Origin of the sequence: Microcystis viridis FACHB-1342 (assembly GCF_014698335.1) — a bacterium.
GTDB classification, from domain to species: domain Bacteria; phylum Cyanobacteriota; class Cyanobacteriia; order Cyanobacteriales; family Microcystaceae; genus Microcystis; species Microcystis ichthyoblabe_A.
The window spans coordinates 61,218-78,177 of record NZ_JACJSV010000008.1 but is presented as its reverse complement, the minus strand read 5'-3'; the positions used below and the strand labels follow the sequence as shown (position 1 = coordinate 78,177).

12 protein-coding genes and 1 pseudogene are annotated in these 16,960 nt (G+C 41.6%); 6 read left to right on the top strand and 7 right to left on the bottom strand.

Annotated features, from left to right (window positions below; all coding sequences use genetic code 11):
* Positions 1 to 5 precede the first annotated feature (5 nt).
* The gene (locus tag H6G40_RS04825; protein WP_069473858.1) at positions 6 to 1,241 is read right to left on the bottom strand and encodes a bifunctional sterol desaturase/short chain dehydrogenase; all 1,236 of its coding nucleotides are present in this window, start codon (positions 1,239 to 1,241) and stop codon (positions 6 to 8) included.
* Between the two features lie 213 nt (positions 1,242 to 1,454).
* Between H6G40_RS04825 and H6G40_RS04820 the strand changes: the two genes are divergently transcribed.
* Entirely contained in the window at positions 1,455 to 2,882 is a 1,428-nt protein-coding gene (locus H6G40_RS04820; RefSeq protein ID WP_002753959.1) for a glycosyltransferase family 2 protein, read from the top strand.
* Between the two features lie 456 nt (positions 2,883 to 3,338).
* Positions 3,339 to 4,001: pseudogene (locus tag H6G40_RS04815) on the top strand (IS1 family transposase); the annotation flags it as partial.
* Positions 4,002 to 4,159: 158 nt separating this feature from the next.
* Here the strand turns inward: H6G40_RS04815 and acsF are convergent.
* Positions 4,160 to 5,218: a magnesium-protoporphyrin IX monomethyl ester (oxidative) cyclase gene (gene acsF, locus H6G40_RS04810; protein WP_123229990.1), complete on the bottom strand. Its 1,059-nt coding sequence runs from the start codon at positions 5,216 to 5,218 to the stop codon at positions 4,160 to 4,162.
* Between the two features lie 189 nt (positions 5,219 to 5,407).
* Here acsF and rpmF point away from each other — a divergent pair, with 189 nt between their 5' ends.
* From rpmF to H6G40_RS04795, 3 genes are all read left to right on the top strand, one after another.
* The gene (gene rpmF / locus H6G40_RS04805; protein ID WP_002737202.1) at positions 5,408 to 5,590 is read left to right on the top strand and encodes a 50S ribosomal protein L32; all 183 of its coding nucleotides are present in this window, start codon (positions 5,408 to 5,410) and stop codon (positions 5,588 to 5,590) included.
* Positions 5,591 to 5,678: 88 nt separating this feature from the next.
* Positions 5,679 to 6,278, top strand: a complete 600-nt coding sequence (locus tag H6G40_RS04800; RefSeq protein ID WP_123229989.1) for a sulfite oxidase-like oxidoreductase — start codon at positions 5,679 to 5,681, stop codon at positions 6,276 to 6,278.
* A 215-nt stretch (positions 6,279 to 6,493) separates the two neighbouring features.
* Complete coding sequence (locus H6G40_RS04795; RefSeq protein WP_042790607.1) at positions 6,494 to 6,964, top strand: hypothetical protein; 471 nt, start codon at positions 6,494 to 6,496, stop codon at positions 6,962 to 6,964.
* Between the two features lie 29 nt (positions 6,965 to 6,993).
* Here H6G40_RS04795 and H6G40_RS04790 read toward each other — a convergent pair whose 3' ends face one another.
* Both H6G40_RS04790 and groL read right to left on the bottom strand, forming a co-directional pair.
* Entirely contained in the window at positions 6,994 to 8,883 is a 1,890-nt protein-coding gene (locus H6G40_RS04790; RefSeq protein ID WP_190537342.1) for an ABC-F family ATP-binding cassette domain-containing protein, read from the bottom strand.
* 190 nt (positions 8,884 to 9,073) lie between these two features.
* Entirely contained in the window at positions 9,074 to 10,756 is a 1,683-nt protein-coding gene (gene groL, locus H6G40_RS04785) for a chaperonin GroEL (protein WP_002784220.1), read from the bottom strand.
* A 248-nt stretch (positions 10,757 to 11,004) separates the two neighbouring features.
* On the opposite strand from groL, the gene H6G40_RS04780 reads away from it, so the two are divergent.
* Positions 11,005 to 12,777, top strand: coding sequence for a hypothetical protein (locus H6G40_RS04780; RefSeq protein ID WP_123229986.1), 1,773 nt, complete (start codon positions 11,005 to 11,007; stop codon positions 12,775 to 12,777).
* A gap of 49 nt (positions 12,778 to 12,826) precedes the next feature.
* On the opposite strand, the gene H6G40_RS04775 is transcribed toward H6G40_RS04780, so the two are convergent.
* The 3 genes from H6G40_RS04775 to H6G40_RS04765 all read right to left on the bottom strand — a co-directional run bounded on the left by H6G40_RS04775 (position 12,827) and on the right by H6G40_RS04765 (position 16,832).
* The gene (locus H6G40_RS04775; protein ID WP_002736545.1) at positions 12,827 to 14,851 is read right to left on the bottom strand and encodes a potassium channel family protein; all 2,025 of its coding nucleotides are present in this window, start codon (positions 14,849 to 14,851) and stop codon (positions 12,827 to 12,829) included.
* A gap of 284 nt (positions 14,852 to 15,135) precedes the next feature.
* The gene (locus H6G40_RS04770) at positions 15,136 to 15,561 is read right to left on the bottom strand and encodes a hypothetical protein (RefSeq protein WP_069473865.1); all 426 of its coding nucleotides are present in this window, start codon (positions 15,559 to 15,561) and stop codon (positions 15,136 to 15,138) included.
* Positions 15,561 to 16,832 (bottom strand): AAA family ATPase, encoded by a 1,272-nt coding sequence (locus H6G40_RS04765; protein WP_069473866.1) that lies wholly within the window; start codon positions 16,830 to 16,832, stop codon positions 15,561 to 15,563. The genes H6G40_RS04770 and H6G40_RS04765 overlap by 1 nt, the downstream gene beginning before the upstream one ends.
* Between the last annotated feature and the right edge of the window lie 128 nt (positions 16,833 to 16,960).

The following is a 16,960-nucleotide window of genomic DNA, read 5'->3' as shown; positions in this document are numbered from 1 at the left end:
AATAGTTAGGGATTTTTCTGTTTTTTTGGGGAACGAGTAAATAGTTTTAAGTAGGTAGAAACAGAGAATTCTTTAATTGGGAAGGTGATAAAAGTCAAGGGATTAATAGTAATAATAATATTGCGGCTATCCCTTTGTACCGCCTTGATAATCTGTTTAGCCACCCAATCGGCGGACATAATACCCACAGGATTTAAATTACTCTTAAAAGGGCCAAGAATTAGCTTTCTTACCACACAGGGGGCATCTAAACGACGCAGGGTAATCATATCACCGATCGCTCGTTTACTGAGTTCGTAGAGGGGACTAAAGGCAGGATTAACCTCTGCTTCCGAGGTATTCACCCAGACTTCCTTGCGGGCAATTTGCTCGTTAGTGCGGACAGTTTTGAAGAATAATTCCATTAAACGCCAGACGGAAAAAGTGTTCACTTGGTAGGCTAATTCGATCGCTTCTGGGGTTCTTTGGCCGTGGACATTAACGCCATGATTTAAAATCAGTATATCTACAGACTTAAATAGGTCCTCAAGTTGCGTTTCTTCACCGATTTGCCATTGTACGGTTTTTACAGGTACTGATTCGCCGTTAATTTCAATAGCGATCGCATTCTCCCCAGAAGTGAGCGCGATTACCTTGGCTCCCTTCAGTTGTAGGTACTTTAACAGCGATCGCCCTAAAGTTCCATTCGCTCCGGTAATGGCGATCGTTTTACCCTTGAGAGAAAGTGCCGTCCCCATCAATTTATCCATAAAGGTGAAAGTTCCACAATAATAAGCCTTTTGGTTATCAAAATGGTGTCGCCAGTGGTAAGTACGATTAACGCGCCATTGAGCGGGGAAACTCTCAAATTGCCCCGGACGATGGGTTAAATCGGTTAATTCCTCCAGATTGGCGATCCCTAAACCTCGACCGATCGCCGTACTGAGAAAAGTCAAAGTATAAAGGGAGCCAACCCAACCCAACCAAGGGCGATCGAAACCCCAAGAGTAGGCCAGTAGTACCGGTAAAACACTGGCAGCCAACATAACCAAGGCCTCCGGTACATCATTGTACCAGTGGGCCCGACGATAAATTTCCTCGCTCATTACCGACAGATCGGGACGAAAAACCCGATGATGCCAGACGTGCAGACGATAAAGGGGCTGCCAATGGTGGGCCAGAGCATGATAGCAATCACGCACGATCTCCACCCAAATAATTGAGCCACAAATCAGTCCGACACAGAGGAGCAGGTTTGACATAGGGGATAAATGTTAAATTTTCTCAACGAATGTAAACAAAGTAATCTTAGCCCAAAAAAGCGCATTTATCGGGTAAAAGGAACCAATAGCCTGAAAAACTGGGGTTTCTTTCCCGAAAAAAACTTAAGATTCCGTTAAAAATTTTAACAATTTTCGGTAAGATAAAGCAAGAAATAAGCTTCTATTTGAACAGTTACTTAACCTGAGTCGATTATGGCAGAAAATTATTGGTCGCGAGAGGATGATAACGAAGAATTAGACCCGATTGGTTCCCTCCTATCTGACTGGTCCGATCCCGAAGATGAGGAGGACGAATTTAGGAGCGAAATTTTTCAAGGCCGATCGGGACGCAGACAGAAAGCGGCTTTTAGCCTCATGGCGATCTGGACAATAATTATCGGACTTCATTGGCTGAGTTGGGGTTATTGGGCAATTATCGCCCTAACTATGGTACTATCGGGGCAAGCTTTGCGGCTGCTGTTCACGAAACCAGAAACGCCGCCAATTCCCTTACTGGATAAGGATTTAACCTCTGTCCCCAGGGTGTCCCTCTTAGTAGCGGCCAAAAATGAAGAAACCGTAATCACGAAACTGGTTAATTATCTCTGTCATCTAGACTATCCCCAAGATAAGTTAGAAGTTTGGATCGTCGATGACTATAGCACCGATAACACCGGTGCAATTCTCGATCGCCTTGCTTTAGAATATCCCCAATTAAAAATTCTCCATCGTCCTGCTAATGCTGGAGGTGGCAAATCCGGCGCCTTGAATCAGGTTTTATCCCTGACTAACGGGGAAATTATCGGCGTATTCGATGCGGATGCGGGATTATCCTCGGATTTACTGCGTCATGTGGTCCCAATGTTCGACGATCGAGAAGTGGGTGCGGTACAGGTGCGAAAAGCGATCGCCAATGCCGCCGAAAACTTCTGGACAAAAGGACAAGCGGTAGAAATGATCTTTGATAGCTGTTTCCAACAGCAACGGATCGCAGTGGGAGGGATCGGAGAATTGCGCGGAAATGGTCAATTTGTCCGTCGTAGTGCCTTAAATCGTTGCGGGGGTTGGAATGAACAAACGATCACCGACGATCTTGATTTAACTATTCGTCTCCATATCGATAATTGGAAAATTAATGTCTTAAATTTTCCCGCAGTAGCAGAAGAAGGGGTGACAACTGCGATCGCTTTATGGCATCAGCGCAATCGTTGGGCCGAAGGTGGTTTTCAGCGTTATCTCGACTATTGGAAAGCGATTTTAAAGTCTCCCATGCCTTGGCCAAAAAAGTTTGATTTAATTGCTTTTTTGCTCGTTCAATATATCTTACCTGCGGCCGCTATTCCCGATCTTTTAATCACTATTACCCAGCATCAAGCTCCGATTTTAACTCCTTTAACTGGTTTGGCTCTTTCCCTTTCTCTCTGGGGGATGGTGACAGGATTAATCCGAGTCAATACGGGTAGAAAATTCACTTTCGCTCTCGGTTTAGACATCCTTGCTCAAACCCTTCGCGGCATGATTTATATGATGCACTGGTTTATTATTATTCCCAGTGTCAGCCTCCGGATGGCTTTGCGTCCTAAACGTTTAAAATGGGTGAAAACCGTTCATCTGGGGGAACATCTCAGTGCCGAAGTTTAATTTTCGAGGATAGACTCCAAAAACTTTGGCCTTATCAGGCTCGAAATCCCCTGTCAGTCAAGGTTACAGCCTTTGAAAACCCCTTTCGGAAAAATTTCCAATTTCCTTAATCATGCTTGCTGCCAATAATGTGTTAATTTAGATACAGAATTGAATTCCGTGACAGCACTGGGGTGGCGAAAAGCGCTCGCTCCAGTTTTTTTTCTCGAGAAGGTAATGATTCGGTAGTAGTGGCGTAGCTCTGTTGCTTACCTGGTATGAATTGTGTAAAATATTTATGAATAAAAATAATTGGAACCCGATCAGTCTTTAAACCTCTAGCTTGATCATGACTTTTCTGATAAATATCTTTTTCTGGCTTCTGTCTGGCTTACTCAAATATCAGTCTAGCACCGAACAAAATCCCCCCCTAGTTCACCTCTATTCCCCTGTTCTAATTGTGGTTCTCACCATAGGATTAAGAATGGTTCTATTCATAATGGAAAACCCAAACGTCAATGTAAAGAATGTGGTCGTCAGTTTGTGATCAATCCCACTAATAAAACCGTCTCTGACGAAACCAAACAATTAATTGATAAACTCTTGCTCGAACGAATTTCCTGGCGAGGAATTGCCAGAGTAACAGGGGTAAGTTGGTCATGGTTACAAAATTATGTCAACAATAAACTGGCGGCTGTACCCCGTCAAATAAAGGTTTCAGACAAACTAAAAGGTAAATTAGTTATAGAATGTGATGAGATGTGGTCTTTTGTTTTTTCTAAAACAATCAAGGTGTATATTTGGCGGTTAATTGATAGAAAAACAAGGGAAATTATTGGTTGCTATGCGCGGAGATAGGAGTCGTCAATCAGCCAAAAAACTTTGGGCAAGCCTACCCGATATTTACCGACAATGTGCTGTTGCTTACACAGACTTTTGGGAGTCCTATAAGACAGTAATTCCTAGTAAACGTCATCGACCAGTCGGAAAAGAAACTGGTCAAACTAATCATATTGAAAGATTAAATAATACCTTTAGACAAAGGATTTCTCGGCTGGTGAGAGAGAGTCTATCTTTCTCTAAAAAAATGGAGAATCACCTTGGGGAACCCTTTGGTATTTTATCCATGACTACAATGCACAGCAAAGCAAAGGATTAAGCCGCCATCACTACTACCGAATCACCACCAGTTTTTCGTGGGTGTGGGGTGTGGGGTGTAGGGTGTGGGAATTATGAATTATGAATTGGAAATTGGGGAGTTTTTTGCTGTGAACTGATAACTGATAACTGATAACTAATTAAAGTACCATTTCTCTGGTGGCCTCTGCATCTATGGGTTTAATTAGATACAGTCGCAACAGATCTCCGACGATACCTAGCTGTAAGGGTAACTTACGCATTGTTTTTAGCCATTGAGGAGCGCTACTTTCATCGATCGCTTTTAATTGTAAATTACGTTCAGCACAACGGTTTAAACGTGGGAAAAATTGGGGATGGTCCACATTTAAAATGGTGGGAAAAGCGCGAGCGGAGGTATTATTAGTCTGGCGAATTACCTCTTGATCAAAAGCGATCGCATCCATTCCCAAAGCATCATAAAAGTCTGAGCGTTCGCGTACAGTTAAACTATGGGTAGCAAAGACGGAAAGCAGGAAAAAACGACTCCATAATCTCGATCGCCAATTATTCCACAATTGTGGTTTAGCTCGCAGTAAGGTTTTAAAGATATCTCCGTGGCGATTTTCGTCCTGACACCAACTCTCGAAGTAATTAAAAAGAGGATTAAATTTATACTCTGGATGTTCTTCTAAATGACGATAAATGAGGATATAACGCCAATAACCGATTTTTTCGGAGAGATAGACCGTATATAAAACCCATTCAAGGGGGAAAAAGGTGTAGGTGCGGGTTTTAGTAATTTTGGCTAGATCGAGGGAAATATTAAAGTCAGCCATGGCTTTATTGAGAAATCCTGCATGACGCGCCTCATCTCTAGCCATAAGATGAAATATATCCCCTAACAAGGGATTACGGCTTTTTAGTTGTCGTGACAGTTCCTTAAATAACAAAAAGCCAGAAAATTCGGAGATACAGGAGCGTTCTAGGTAATCTATAAAAGCATTTCTCGTTTTTTCATCGAGATTATCTTGATAGTTCTCAAATTCTTGCTGACGTTCAAAGTGATGCCGGTTGTAATCGGTCCGCATCTCCTCTAACATCGCTTTGATTTCGGTTTCTTGCAAAGAAAGGTCAAAATTAGCGGCAGCCTCAAAATCGGTGGTATAGAAACGCGGGGTGAGGATAGTTTCGCGCAGAACAGCTTTTTTCTGGGAGGGAGGTTCGACGGTAGTGACCATGATGGAAATTACTTGACTACATAGCTATATAGGATTTTAAACATAAATAGGTAGGCCAATGATAATTATTAAGTTTTATCAATATTTTGGGCAGTAGTGAGCAAGGGAATCAGACAAGTTGGCGAGCCGATTAGGGAAATAGGGAGTAGAATAGAAAGGTTGTGAGTCTATAACTATCGTTAAAATACTATGGCTTGTCCCAAGAAGAAAACCTCAAATGCCAAGCGCGACCAACGGAGAGCGCACTGGAGAAAGCAAGCGGCTCGGGAAGCGCAAAAAGCCTTATCTTTGGGTAAATCTGTTCTTTCTGGTCGTTCTAACAGCTTTGTCTATCCCACTAAAGAGGAAGAAGAAGGGGGAGACGAGGAATAACTTGATGGTGGGGAGTGAGGTAGAGAAAACCTTTTCGCTCCCTAATATTTTAAGATTTGTTTAGGGTTTTCGTTGTGAGTCTCAACTAATGTTAGGCAAATTCTTTAAAAAACCAGAATCTACCGATCAAGACCGAGTTCCTCCGGGCCAATATCTCGCTAGTGGTTTTCCTGTGCTTACCTACGGAGATACTCCCCAAATCAAGACCGAGGAATGGTTATTCAAGGTTTGGGGAAAGGTGGCCACGACTAAAATTTTTAACTGGTCGGATTTTATGGCCCTACCGCAGTGGGAATTTACTAAGGATTTTCACTGTGTCACCCGTTGGTCAAAATTAGATGTGACTTGGACGGGAATTAAGGTATCGGATTTTATCACCTTAATTGACCTGTTGCCGGAAGCTACCCACGTCATGCAACACTGTTATGGTGGTTATACCACTAACCTGACCCTAGAGGAATTCCTGCACGAGGATAATTTTTTCGCTTTTCAACTGTTTGGTCAACCTTTAACCCCCGACCACGGTGGTCCGCTGCGCTTAGTTGTCCCCCATCTCTACGCTTGGAAAAGTTCTAAATGGATTAATGGCCTAGAATTTCTCGATCGAGAGCAATTGGGTTTCTGGGAACTTAATGGCTACCATCGACGAGGTGATCCCTGGTTGGAGGAACGTTATGGCGGTTTTTGACGATTTTTGTCTTAAAATCAGGTAATATCAGCAAACGGAAGTTACCCCCCCCACAAAAGAGCATTTGGGTTTCCTTTTCTTGTACCCATGTAATTGAAGTTTTCTTAAGGTTTATAGGGATAGACAGAGTCCCTTATAAAAATTCCCCCGAAGACTGGTTGTAGTCATTGATCACTGATAACTGAAATAACCGACTAATGATATTCGGATTGACCATGAAAAAGAGGATATTGACTTTACTATTAGCTTTGCTTTTAGTTGCTAACATGAATAGCCAAGGGGTTTTAGCGGTGACGATCGATTTTCAATGGTTGGGAAATCAGGGTTATACAGCTAAAGGTTCTTTTAGTTATGATGAAAAAACGGCCCCGACTATCTTTTCGGAAAAAGGTTCGGGAAAAATGCGAGTCTTAGAAGATTTTCAGGTATCTTTTTATGATAACAGTGGTCAAGAGATCGCTAGATACGATAATGTCAGCGAGGGAATTTCCTCAGCTAATTATTTTCAGTTTAATTTTAATACCAAAACCGGTCAAGTTTTTGGCTCGATCGATCTGGGGGGTGAAGGGATGGGGGAAATCTATCTTCAAGGGGTGGTTAACGATAATTTGGCCCTCTTGCGGGTGGAGTCGGTAGATCTGGTCATGGATGAGGATGATTCACCAGAAATTATCACTCAGTTTTGACTAAATCGATCGGGAAAATAGGTATCATCCTAGCCTAATTTTTCCGCTAATTCTAACCAGCGATCGGTTAAATTATCAATTTTTTGACTCAATTGAGCTAATTCTTCGGTTAGAGCGGTTATTTTGGTAAAATCTTCTAGGGGTTCTCCATAAAGTACCTGTTCAATTTCGGCTTTTTTTGATTCTAAAATTGGTATTTGTTTTTCGATATCTTCGTATTCTTTTTTCTCTTTAAAAGAGATTTTTTTATTGACAGGTGACGGAGAAGCTTTAACAGTTTTTGGGGTGACTTTTTTTTCTTTGGGTTCCTCCTCCTCTTTTTTCTGATCGAGATAAAGGGAATAATTACCCGGATATTGACGGATATTACCCCCGGTTTCAAAGGCAAAAATAGTATCAACTACTCGATCGAGAAAATAGCGATCATGGGAAACGACAATCACACAACCGTTAAAGTCCTCTAAATATTCTTCTAAAATTGCTAAAGTCTGCACATCGAGATCATTGGTGGGTTCATCTAAGATTAAAACATTAGGTGCACTCATCAAAACTCGTAGTAAAAATAAGCGTCTTCTTTCTCCTCCAGAAAGTTTATAAATTGGTGCATATTGTTGATCGGGAGGAAAGAGAAATTTTTCTAACATCTGGGAAGCGGTGATGACGCTGCCGTCTAGGGTTTTGACTAATTCGGCCACACTTTTCAGATATTCGATCACTCTTTGATTTTCGTTGATATTGAGATCATCGGATTGTTGATCGAAGTAACCAATATGAATAGTGGAACCGATGTCAACCGTGCCTGAATCGGGGAGAGTTTTCCCGGTAATAATATCCATGAGAGTAGATTTTCCTACCCCATTACTGCCAATAATACCGATGCGATCTTCGGGGGTAAAAATATAGGTAAAATCTTTAATTAAAGTGCGATCTCCGTAAGCTTTCGAGATATTTTCTACTTCGATAACTTTTTTGCCGATGCGTCTTCCTGCGGTGGCAATATCGACTTTTCCCTCCACCTGTTTAAATTCCTTATTACCCATGGACTGAATGCGATCGATCCGCGCTTTTTGTTTGGTACTGCGCGCTTTTGGTCCCCGGGATAACCATTCTAATTCCCGTCGTAAAACTCCCGCGTGTTTGCGTTGACTACTGGCGATCGATTCTTCCGCTAAAGCTTTTTTTTCTAGATAATAGGCATAATTACCGGCATAAGTAGATAAATCTCCCCGATCGATTTCAATGATGCGATTAGTCACTCGATCGAGAAAATAGCGATCATGAGTAATTAATAATAATCCTCCCCGAAAACGGGACAAATAACTCTGTAACCACTCCACGGAAAGCGCGTCTAAATGGTTTGTGGGTTCATCCATCAATAAACAGTCAGGATCGGCTAAAAGTGCGGTAGCGATGGCGATTCTTTTGCGATATCCCCCCGATAAATCTCCCACGCGAGCATTAAAATTATCGATGCCCAGTTTACTTAAAATAACTTTAGCATTGGTTTCTAAATCCCAGGCGGCAAGTTTATCAATTTGTTGCGAAACCCTTGACAAACGCTCCATAATAGTATCCAGATTTTCTGGCTCATGGACAAGGCGATCGGACAATTCCTCGTATTCCTTAATTAAAGTCATGCTTTCGCCACTATCGGCGAAAACCTGCTCTAAAACCGTTTTATCGTCGTCTAGCTCCGGTTGCTGGGGTAAATAGACGATTTTCATCCCGGAATTGATTTGAATTTCGCCACCATCGATCGATTCTAATCCGGCGATCATTTTCAATAGGGTCGATTTTCCCGATCCATTCGTACCGATCAGGCCGACTTTATCGCGATCATCGAGGCTAAAACTGGCATCTTTGAGAATTTCCTTGATACCGAAGTCTTTTTTGAGCGATCGAACCGTCAGCAGTGTCATGATTTCTGGGAATAATCCTTCTTTTCTAGTGTAGTGTCTGGACTAATGCAAAGGATAGATTAAGCAGGTTCTGCTGAAAAAGTTTTTCCCGATGAAAAAAAACCTGTCCCTAATGCCGACGATAACGAGAAAAGGGACAGATTGGCTCAATGGAATGAGATTATTTTCAGGGGCCAGAGGGCATCAGGAATTACATCATACCCATGCCGCCCATGCCACCCATGCCGCCCATGCCGCCCATGCCGCCCATGCCGCCCATGCCGCCCATATCGGGGGCTGCGGCTTCTTTAACGGGTTTTTCGACCACGAGGGCTTCGGTCGTTAGGACCATACCGGCGATAGAAGCGGCGTTTTGAACGGCTGACCGCACCACTTTAGCCGGATCGATAATTCCGGCGGCGATTAAGTCTTCGTACTTGCCGGTGAGGACATTGTAACCGACGCTAAAAGCGGTTTCGCGCACACCTTCCACGATCACATCCCCTTCCACACCGGCGTTATTAGCTAACTGACGCAGGGGGGCTTCTAGGGCTTTGGCGACGATATCGGCGGCGACTTTTTCCTCATCGTTAGTCAAAGAAGCTTTGAAAGCCTTCACCTTAGAGGCCAGATGAATCAAGGTTGTACCACCGCCCGGGACGATACCTTCTTCCACGGCGGCTTTGGTGGCATTGAGGGCATCTTCAATGCGGAGTTTGCGATCCTTGAGTTCGGTTTCTGTGGCCGCCCCGACCTTAATCACGGCCACACCGCCGGCTAATTTAGCGATGCGTTCCTGTAATTTTTCCTTATCGAATTCGGAATCGGTTTCTTCTAACTGTTTTTTCAGTTGGGCGAGACGTTTCTGCACATCGGCCTTATTGCGGCTGTCCCCGGAGGCGACAATAATTGTATTGTCTTTCTCTAGGGTGATTTTTGCCGCTTGCCCTAGCAGATCGAGGCTAACGGTGTCAAGACTTAAGCCCACTTCTTCGGAAATCAGACGACCGCCGGTGAGGATGGCGATATCTTGTAAAACCGCCTTGCGACGTTCCCCGAAACTGGGGGCCTTGATGGCGACGACATTTAAGACCCCCCGGGCCTTGTTGACCACTAGAGTGGCTAAGGCTTCGCCGTCCACATCTTCGGCGATAATTAATAGGGGACGACCTTGACGAGCAACGGCTTCGAGGACGGGGACTAATTCAGCGATCGCACTGATTTTTTTATCGGTAATCAGGATCAGGGGGTTGTCGTACTCGACGATCTGTCTTTCCTGATCGGTGATGAAATAGGGAGAGATATAACCGCGATCGATCTGCATCCCTTCCACTACTTCTAATTCGGTGGTTAAGGATTTCGATTCTTCCACGGTGATTACGCCATCGGTGGTGACTTTTTCCATGGCGGTGGCGATCATTTGTCCTACTTCTTCATCGTTGCCGGAGGAAACGGTGGCCACTTGAGCGATCGCATCTCCAGCGATCGGTTTAGCGACGGCGGCGATTTCTTCCACCAGATAGGCGATGGTTTTGTCCAGTCCGCGTCTTAAGGCGACGGGATTGGCCCCGGCGGTAACGTTTTTCAGACCTTCTTTAATTAAAGCCTGGGCGATGATGGTGGCGGTAGTGGTGCCATCTCCCGCTAAATCTTTGGTTTTTGCCGCTACTTCCTGAATTAATCTCGCCCCGGTGTTTTCGAGGGGATCGGACAATTCGATTTCTTTGGCCACGGTGATGCCGTCATTAACGATCTGGGGGGCGCCGTATTTCTTTTCTAACAAGACATTGCGTCCTTTCGGACCGAGGGTGATTTTTACCGCATCGGCCAAGGCGTTGACACCTCTTTCTAGGGCGCGACGGGATTCATCTTTAAAGGCAATGATTTTGGACATGGTATCGCTGTTGTAATAGGACTCCTTATAGTTAATTTAGCACTCTTAGGGCTTGAGTGCTAATCCCGGTGTGCGGTTATTGAGGAGATCAGGGTGTTATCTCCCCACGGCAGACTGAATTGAGTTAAAAAAATAAAAATTTATCAAGATTTATGAATAATTGCAGAAAATCAATGATAACTATTGTAGCATCGGGGAGATAATCGAATTTTAGCCCATTTTCGCCTTTTTTTTAGGAGAAGACAATCATGATTAATCCAAATCCTGCTATCGAACAAAAAATTAATCAATTTATTCTAGAAACCCAAAATAAATTTAGTCAGGATAAATCAGCTACCCTTGCTAGTTACCAAACAGAAGCCAAAACAATCACTCAAGAGACTAATAATTTAAGAGATGAACTTATTCAAAAACTAGGTGAATTAACTTTTTCAGACCCTTTACCTAGCAGAGAAGAATTAGAAAAACAAATAATAGCTCATACAGATCAGCTTGTGGAGACAATCAACCTTTTATCTACGGGTAAAATTTCAGAAATTCCTCTTGATACTTTAAGCCAAGAAACTGATAGTTTAGTTGCAACAATTACGACTCTATTCGATGCTAATGCTAACGATGCAAACTTGCCAAAACTTAAGAAAAAGCTAACTGCTTGGCAAACAAAAGTTAAAGATACTTTGGTTAAATTTTCCACGACTGTGGAATTACAACAGAAAAATGAGTCTTTGATTGCTGAACTGAAGGATAAATTAGACAAATATAGTTCAATTCCTGAAGTAGATGAACCCTTTGAAAAGTTAGTCAAGGAATTTAAAGATAATTCTGCACAACTACAAGAAGCAAGTGTTTTATTTCAAACTTTAGACGATTTAATCAATGAAATTAAAGCTAGAGATGAGGTGATTAAACTAAATCAAAGAATTGATACTTTGCTGGGAAAAACTAAAGAACAAGTAGCGGGATTCCCTCCAGAATTAGACCGGGAAGTACAGGGAGAATTAGCCAAATTAATTATAATACTAGGGATAGCGCAGGTGGAACTCATCAACAGTTCCAAAGCTTGGGATATCATGCAAGTAAAGTCGGTGGTAGATGCTGGAGAAATTGCGATTAAATCTTTAACAGGTCAACCTAATATTATTTTGGCACAAAAATTACGCTATGCTGCCGAAACAGGATTAAGAAAAACCCAGATGGGTTTTTGGAATGGTCTAGCCGAATTCAGAGGTAATCTTTTCCATTCTATCAAAATACCTACAAAAGTTTTAATTGGATTAGTGTTAGCTCTCCCTTTGAATTGGGGTATTATGAACTCCCCTCCAGTGAAGAATTTGCTTATGCCCTTACCTCCAATCTCAAATTCTAGTAACCAAAATACTGAGGACAAAGATGAAAATTTTAGACTCTTGATATTGATATTGATGACAGGGACTTTAGGGGGAGCAGTTAGTCTTCTAACTCGTTTGCAAGACTTTGATAATCCCAAAAATCAAAAATATGACGATGACTTCTTGCCATTGTCAATTGGTTTAACCAAACCCATTTTAGGGGGAAGTTTCGCTTTCTTTATTCTGCTAATTCTTAACTCTAGCATTTCTCCCTTACAAATTCGGACTGACAATGGAAATAAGGGGAATGACACCTATTTATATGGACTTTTGACAATGGCTTTTGTGGCTGGATTTAGCGAACGTCTTATTCCCGATTTAATTAATCAAGTAGAGAAAAAAGTAACTGTAGAGGCTAGTTCCACTGGACAGGGACTACCTCCAACGATTTTGATCGCTCCGTCTAGCGCAGCTTTAGCATTAAATGGAATCCAGGAATTTAGCATTAATCCCGTTGGTAACTACACCATCACAATCTCACCGCCAGAAAGCGGTAAAATTGATAAAAATACCACTGATGCCAAATTTACCTACACTGCACCCCCACAAGGAAATGCTGGGGATACAATTACTATTACTGCTACTTCTGATTCCGGACAAACTGCCAAGGCTACGGTCACTTTAACTGCATAAAAAAAGACCGAGAGAGCCTTCTAGTTTGACAAAAAAGGATAACTCCCATTTACCCCGATTTCGGGTTAATGGGAATAGCCAAGGCTTGAACTTGAATTTTTTTTAACTCGGAAACTAATCGAATCGCCTGCTGTTCGTAGAGGGGGGCGCCGAGAGTCGCTGGCAAATTTTCCATGAGATCGCTGGCGGTTTTCAGGGGACAATTAGAAAAACGACTGATCACGGTGGGTGCTTCCGCGGCAATATTGCGGTTAAAGGCTTTTTCCACCCGCACGCGCCAAGTTTTGGGAGTGCGACGACCCTGCTCCACCCGTCGCAGTCCGTTGATGGTGGCCAGCACCACAATGCGATCGCCGATGCGTAAATTGAGATAATCTTCGGGCATTAATTTCGGGGCTTGCCGTTCTCGTTGGTGTAGGATCGGCACGACTCGATAACCGTAGGCAATATCCCCGATCGAGCTACCATTGAGAGTATCTCCGGCTTCGATCTCGTATTCTGTCACCAGAATCGTTTTTTGCGCCCAACGGAACAGATAGATAATATTTTCTCCGAAAGCCGCTCCCGTAAAGGCTTCTGCCGCTACGGTGTTGGTTCCTAAAATGTGAGATCGGGGCAGAATTTGACTTAATTGTTGACTAAGGTTGTCGTCGGTGGTGCGGATGACTAAGTAGCTTTGGGGGTTGAGTTTGCGGGTGGTTAGGGCCACTTCTAAATTGAGGATTTCGTCATCGGTAACGATGGCTATACTTTTGGCCCTATCTAAATTGACATTTTTTAAAGATTCTTCGATATTTCCCGTCATCAGGGGCATTTTTGGCAGGATAGTTGCATCAAAATCCCTATTTAAGCTGACCCCAACGATTGCCTGTTGCATTTCTAGTAATAAATTAGCCACTTCTTTGCCGACTCGACCTAAGCCCACAATAACGATATGATTCTGTTGGGGAACTGGGGGACGGTTAGGGATAAATTGAAATCTTGATGATAATAAAGTTTCTGTCAAAATGGCATAGAGAACCCCGATAAAAGCGGTTCCAGCTAAGGTTAAAAAGAGACTAAATAGCTGCATCCACCAGGGAACCGCATTTAAATCTTCGGGGTTAGAGCCACCGAAAACATCGCCGTAACCACCTAATAAAAGGATCGCTGTTCCTGAAAGAGAGGAAATAAAGGAAGCTCTCGGGGCGTAGAGATGGAAAAGAAAAGTCCCGATAATTACTAGGAGGATAATGATAAATACTGACAGGAAAGCCACCTGGTGAATTTGCTGCTGAAAACTCAATTGCCAGAATTGTTGGATTTCTTTGAGCAATTTCTGCCAAAAATCCCGCAACTTCTGGGGAGAATTTGACGGTTTCTGGCGGACAGCATCGATGTTTTGATAGGTAGTTTCGATGGTGGTAATGGTATCACCTGCCCCGATAGTGGTGGTGGGAGACCATTGATAAAATCCGGCCCTTAAAGGTTCATCGGGGGCTGTGTGTGCTAACAGACGACGGGTGGGAGTATTTAAATCACCTAAAAAGCGATCGAGTAAACCATCTTCGGGGCTAATTTGTCTCTGGATAATCCGCAATTTCTGACCGTCGAGATGCAAAAAACCGAGGGTTTCCGTGCCTAATGTGGCTAAAGCAAAGGCATTGGCGGGTAGTTGGGTGGGTTCATAGGCGATAAAATTGCCTAAACGTTCCTTGAGTAGCTGATTGAGATTATCTTTAGAAGAACGCACCACTAAGCGGGTAAGGGGATTTAATTGCCGAATAATTAGGGCAGTAGTGGCATTAATTCGCTCATCACTGGTGACAATTAAAGCAGCCCGACAGCGATCAATTCCCGCTCTTGCTAAAATGTTTTTTTGACGACAATCACCGATAATTATTTCCTCTAATAAATCGGGAAAATCATTAATTTCCCAACTGGGAGGCTGTATTAGTTCGATACCGACGACGCTAACCCCAAACTCTTTTAAAGACTTGACGCAGTGTTGTCCGAGACTACCCAATCCACAGACTAAAAAGCGATCGGCTAACTTGACATTCCCATGGACAAAGCTGAGAGATTCTTGGTTCATAGATTCTGCTTGTCTTAAAAAATAGAAGGATTTTTCAAACTTCTGATCCCCCCTTAATCCCCCTTTAATCTACCCTTAATTTACTTTTAACTAAGGGGGGTATTAGACAATTTTAAACACCTACCTAATTATAACATACCAGCGTTTTTATTGCGTACTCGTTGATACATTTCTTCCATATTTAATTGGGAAGCAACGAAGTAATAAACTCCAGCAATATATTTACAGGGATTTTGTCAATCGGGACAGGAATAATTAGTTCAGCTTTTTTCTGAGGGAAAAACCTAAATAGTGATTTCAGCTTTCATCGACTTGACTTTTAAACTAACTTCGGGATGAGATTGCTTTAATCTTGCTTGATAAACCTGAACATTGGTTCCAGCTTTTGGTACTCTAGAAGCGACAATATAGCATTCTTTTTTAGATTTTTTATGTCTTTCTTGTAAGTAAGAATGATTTAGAGTTGACAATAATTGATCATAAGCTTGTTCAATATTTTTACCCTTGAGTTCAATATAAAGAGCCAAGCTACAGGGACTATCAATTTCTAACAGCCAGTCGCATCTTTTTCCCTCGATGATTAAACAATTATCTATTTTTATCTTAGTAATTAATTTCTGACTATTATTATTGACGATGAATTCTTTCCCATTTTCTTTAACTTTGACTATTTTATTATTATTGCATTCAGAACAGTGACTAATATCCATTATTGTTGAGCCTTTCTTTCTAAAATTTCTTCAAACTCTTGACTAAGTTCATCGGAGACAGCATCGAGGTTATTGATACCAATCAAGTTCACCTCTGTATCTAAGATACTTTGAGTTTGTCCGTTGCTAATTGTGTAGGCTGACACATCTTGAAATTGAATAGTATTTTTATAACCTAAAGATTTTTCCGCTTTGACAGGCTCAACGTTAGCCGCCATGATTTTATTATTCAAAGCTGTGAGAATGTAGGGACTATGGGTAGTGAGAAAGAAACGACAATTTTTATTAGCATAAAGTAAGGTAAATAGTTCTACCATATCTCTTTGAGCGGAGGGAAAAAGATGGGTTTCGGGTTCCTCAATAAAAAATTGGTTGGATTCGGAATCAGGAAAAAACGAGAAAACTAAGAGAATTAATAACATTGGTAAAGCTTCTTGCTGTCCGCTTGAAGCATCAATTAAGTTAATCTTTCTCCCATCGGCATGAAAAAGCCAATCTTGATCTTTCACGCGCGCATAGCTGCCTGATAGAATCTTTTCGCTAATTAATTTAATTTGATTATAAAGTTTTTTATCATCTTTTTTATCTTGGAATAAACTTTCTGATTCATTAATTATTCTGTATAGGCGTTGAGCATTTTCATAATTAGAGCCAAAGTTGATAATCAGAGGATCAAGATCAAAATTATTGGCCAAAAAGGAAAAAATATTATTGGTAAAGTATTTAACAAAAAGAGTGCGACTAGCTGGTACAAATAAAATCTTTGTAGAAAAAATTTTTTCATTGTCTTGAAAAAAATCAGCAATATTTTTGGCCACACAATCATTCATATCTGAATAAATATCTTGAGTGACTTTGTTATTGCTTTTGGCAATTTTACTCACTTGTCTAATTGTTGTATTGTAAAACTTTTTAAAATTATCTGAATAGGTAAATTGTAGTTTAAAATAGCCAGATTTGTCCTTATATCTTTCAATCAAAAAGTTCATGTCATCCAAACGATAAACTATTTTAAATACTTGCTCTTTCCATGCGTATTTAGGAAATAATTCCTCAAATCGCTTCTGTAGGTGCCTTTTGAGTCCTTGCTGATCTTGAAGATGAGTGACTAATAATTTAACTTGATAAAACAAAAATGTCTGAAATAAAAAAACTAATTTAGCAATAATACTTTTACCAGTGGACTGTTCACCGATGATAACATTAATTTTTTTTATCTCTATTTCCGCATACTTAATAATCAGAAAATTTTCAATAATTAAGGATTCCATTGTATCTCTCTTATGTCCAGTCTCATAACAATACTAGCAGGTTAGGGGTAGATTTTCAATTACTGTCAGTTGTTAACCTGTTTATTCTAATCTACCCTCCTATGGATAGATACCTAAGTCAAAAAGTC